The 4,190-nt window shown below is 32.3% G+C and carries 5 protein-coding genes and 1 pseudogene; all 6 read left to right on the top strand.

All coding sequences use genetic code 11. The annotated features are described in order from the left end of the window. The first annotated feature begins 79 nt into the window (after positions 1-79). A complete protein-coding gene (locus EZH24_RS08035) occupies positions 80-526 on the top strand; it encodes a cyclophilin-like fold protein (RefSeq protein ID WP_161976122.1) in 447 nt (148 codons plus the stop codon). Between the two features lie 22 nt (positions 527-548). Continuing rightward, entirely contained in the window at positions 549-1,403 is an 855-nt protein-coding gene (locus tag EZH24_RS08030; RefSeq protein WP_137998610.1) for a carboxymuconolactone decarboxylase family protein, read from the top strand. Between the two features lie 43 nt (positions 1,404-1,446). Then, on the top strand, positions 1,447-2,313 hold the full coding sequence (locus EZH24_RS08025; RefSeq protein ID WP_137998609.1) for an aldo/keto reductase: 867 nt from the start codon (positions 1,447-1,449) through the stop codon (positions 2,311-2,313). A gap of 244 nt (positions 2,314-2,557) precedes the next feature. Further along, positions 2,558-3,112: a flavodoxin gene (locus EZH24_RS08020; RefSeq protein ID WP_137998607.1), complete on the top strand. Its 555-nt coding sequence runs from the start codon at positions 2,558-2,560 to the stop codon at positions 3,110-3,112. A gap of 131 nt (positions 3,113-3,243) precedes the next feature. Next, the gene (locus EZH24_RS08015) at positions 3,244-3,957 is read left to right on the top strand and encodes a flavodoxin (RefSeq protein WP_137998605.1); all 714 of its coding nucleotides are present in this window, start codon (positions 3,244-3,246) and stop codon (positions 3,955-3,957) included. Between the two features lie 45 nt (positions 3,958-4,002). Further along, positions 4,003-4,190 (top strand): annotated as a pseudogene (locus EZH24_RS08010) (DUF4405 domain-containing protein); the annotation flags it as partial.

Genomic DNA, 4,190 nt, shown 5'->3' with positions numbered 1-4,190 from the left:
TTAACGCTTTTAATAATTCTTTATTGGTAATAATCAAAAAAGAATGCCAGATTAAACATAATGGCGAAGGAGAATAAAAATGTTAAAAAAATTATTAAAAAAATCAATTTTTGTTTTAGGCTTTATAATATTATTTCAAATTATTATTTTAGCCCAAAATAATACGGGAGGAAAAACCATGATAAAAATGACTTTTGCTGGAAACGAGATTTACGGAGAGATTTTGAATACTCAAAGCGGAAAAGAATTTCTATCTCAATTGCCAGCGACTTTCAAATTTGAAGATTATAATTCTACGGAAAAAATAAGCTATTTGCCAACAAAATTATCTGGACAGGGAGAACCCGAAGGCTTTACTCCAAAAAGAGGCGATATTTCTTATTATATGCCTTGGGGAAATTTGGCTATTTTTTATAGAGATTTTAGATACTCTCGCAGTTTGATTAAACTCGGAACATTAAACGATATTGATAAACTTGCGAATATGAGAGGAAGTTTTGATGTCCGAATAGAAATAGTCGATTAAAAATAAATCAAGGAGAAAATTAATGAATAAAATAAAATTTTTAACAATGTATTTAATAACGGCGATTTTGTTTATAATCTCATGTTCGGGAAATAATCAAAATTCGTCAAATCAAATAAATCAATTAAATATAGGAGAAACGACAATGAAAGCTAAAGAAAAATATCAAGAATTATTGAAAAGAGATTTTGCTGTTTCAAAAGAAGACGAAGATTTGCAAAATATATTCAATAATTTCGTTTACGGAGAGGTTTATAATCATGGAGATTTAGAGCCGAAGTTAAGAGAGCTTATAACTTTAGTATCGCTTACGGCGAGTCAGGGAAATGGCATGATAGCGGAACATGTCGAAGCGGCTTTGAATGCGGGAGCGAGCGCGATTGAAATAAAAGAGGCTTTGTATCAATGTTCGCCTTATGTGGGTTTTCCAAGAGTTTTTTCGGCATTGGAAGAGGATAATAAAGTTTTTAAATCCAAGAATATTAGTCTGCCTCTACAATCTCAATCAACAGTTTCGGAAGAGACGAGATTTGAAAAAGGTTTAGCCGCTCAAACAAGCATATTCGGAGATAGAATTTTAGATATGCATAGAAACGCTCCAGAAAATTTGAAACATATTCAAAATTATTTGTCTGCCATGTGTTTCGGAGATTTTTATACGAGAGAAGGTTTGGATTTGAAAACGAGAGAGCTTTTGACTTTTATAATGTTAATATCTTTGGGAGGCGCCGAACCTCAAGCGACAAGCCATGCCAACGCTAATATTTCTATGGGCAACGACAAAGATACTCTTATAAAAGCGGTAACTCAATGCATTCCGTATATAGGCTATCCGAGAACTTTAAATGCGATAGCGATAATAAACGGAATTAATTAATTTTAAAAAAAGTTAAAAAACGATAAAAACAAGGATAGATTATATGCAAAAAGTAAAATTAAATAACGGAGTGGAAATGCCAATATTGGGTTTTGGAGTATTTCAAGTTTCGGATTTAAAAATTTGCGAAAAAGCAGTAGCCGATGCAATTTCAGTCGGTTATAGATTATTCGATACGGCGAGCGTTTACGAAAACGAGGAAGCGGTAGGAAACGCAATTAAAAAATGCAAAATTCCGAGAGAAGAATTTTTTATTACTTCAAAAGCTTATATGCCAGAAATGGGATACGAGAATACTAAAAAAGCTTTTCAAAATACGCTTTCAAAATTGCAAACCGATTATTTGGATTTGTATTTGATTCATATGCCTTTCGGAGATTATTACGGTTCTTGGCGAGCGATGGAAGAACTTTATAACGAAGGAAAAATCAAAGCCATTGGAGTTAGCAATTTTACGAGCGATAGAATAGTCGATTTTTGCTATAATATTAAAGTTATTCCCGCGATTAATCAGCTTGAAATTCATCCTTTCTATCAACGAAACGAAGAGATTGAACTTTTGAAAGAATATAAAATTCAAGCGGAGGGCTGGGCGCCGTTTGCCGAAGGATTAAACGGAATGTTTACAAATCCCGTTTTATCAAAAATTGCAAAGTCGCATGGAAAATCAGTGGCTCAAGTAATTTTGCGTTTCAATATTCAGAGAAATATAATCGTCATTCCAAAATCGATTCATAAAGAAAGAATAGAAGAAAATTTTAATGTTTTTGATTTTGAATTGAATGCGGAAGACATGAAAGCGATAGCCGAACTTGATTTAAATTATCCGCAAATGGTTGACACAAGAAAAGTAAGCGAAGTTAGAAGAATTTACGGATTTAAGGACAACTCCGTAATAACGAGTTTATGATTTTAATACTTTTAAAGCATAGACAGATATAACAAAAAAGTATTTGCTATGGTTGTTTTAATATTTTAAAATACAAATAAAAGATTGAAAATAAAATTAAAGTTTGAAGGAGGAAAAATAAAATGATGAAAATTAAAATCTTAAAATTGAAAGGAGGAAAACAAGAAAATAAAAAATAATTAAAAGCAAAAATTAAAAAGTTAAAAAGTTAAAAAGTTAAAAAATTAAATTAAGGAGAATACAAATGACAAAAAGAATAATAATACTTTTAACAAGCCTTATATTTTTAACTGGGGCTTTTGTAAACGCTCAAATGAGTAAAACTTTGGTGGTTTACTTTTCATGGAGCGGAAACACGAGAGTGGCTGCGGAAAACGCAAGAAGATTGGCGGGAGCGGATATTTTTGAGATAACGGTTAAAAATCCTTATCCAAGCAACTATCAACAATGCCTCGACCAAGCGAGAGACGAGCAGAGAAGAAATTTTCTACCCGAATTAAACAACGGAATAGTAAATAATCTCTCTCAATACGACAATGTTATAGTGGCGTTTCCAAATTGGTGGGGAACTTATCCTCAAGCGGTGAAAAAATTTTTAATCGACAATAAGGATATTGCCTCTAAAAAAATCGCCCTTCTATGCACGCATGGAGGCTCGAGACTCGGAAGAAGCGTCAACGATTTACGAGCTTTATACCCGAACGCAAATATACTCGAAGGTTTGGCTGTGAGCGGAGGTTCGGTGAGAAATTCAGAAAACGATATAAGAAATTGGCTTACAAAAATAGGCATTCTGTAAACGATTTCTATCGAATGATTTCGGTTAAGGCTCGATAGAATTATAAGAAAAATTATTAAAAAAAATTTTATCAGCCTTAATTTGAAATAAATTTTAATTAATTATATTTTTAAAAATCAAAGGAGATAAAAATGAAAAGTAAATTAAATATAATAAATATAATATTTGCCATGCTTTTAATTTTAATCGCATGCTCGAACAATAACAAAAGAGAAATTAAATTGTTGGAAGTTGAAGAAAATCTAAATTCCAATATCGAAGAAATAGAAGAATTGGCTTTCACTCAAAACGCGGGAAAGAAAATTCTTATCGCATATTTCACTTGGGCGGACAATACTTTTGTAGCCGACCCTTCTTCGGTAGATATAAACGCCACGACTTCGGCAAGCGTTTTGCCTCCAGGAGACGCGGGTTTGATAGCGAGATGGATACAAGAAGAAACGGGCGGAGATTTATTTAGCATAATAACCGAAAATAAATATTCGAGCGATTATGACGAATGCCTAAATAAAGCGAGACAGGAAAGAGACAATAACGAACGACCTCGACTTGTTGGCAGAGTAAATAATATGAACGATTACGATGTTATATTTTTGGGCTTTCCAAATTGGTGGTATACTTGTCCTATGGCTGTGTTTACATTTCTGGAAAGTTATAATTTTTCGGGAAAAACAATAATTCCTTTTTGCGCTCATGGGACGGGCGGACTTTCAAGAACGGTTAGAGATATTAGAAGAACCGTTCCAAATAATGTTAAAGTTTTGGACGCTATAGGAGTTTATCGTCCCGAAGTGAGAAATTCGAGAAATAGAATTGTTAATTGGGTTAAAGGTTTAAGTTATTAAAATAAAAAAATTAAACAAATAAAAACTAACGGGAAAATATTATTAATGAAAAAGATAATAAAAATTTCAGTCGATATAATCATGACTTTATTATTCTTTTTGCTTACAGCGTATCATTGGACGGGAGACACTATTCATGAGTATTTGGGATTTTCTTTATTCGTTTTCTTTATAGCTCATCATATACTTAATTTTAATTGGTATAAAAATCTATTCAAAGGAAAATATAGTTT

The organism is Brachyspira catarrhinii, from assembly GCF_005518285.1.
Classification (GTDB): Bacteria; Spirochaetota; Brachyspiria; order Brachyspirales; family Brachyspiraceae; genus Brachyspira; species Brachyspira catarrhinii.
The sequence above is the reverse complement of the archived record's forward strand: the minus strand, read 5'-3'. Positions and strand labels throughout refer to the sequence as shown.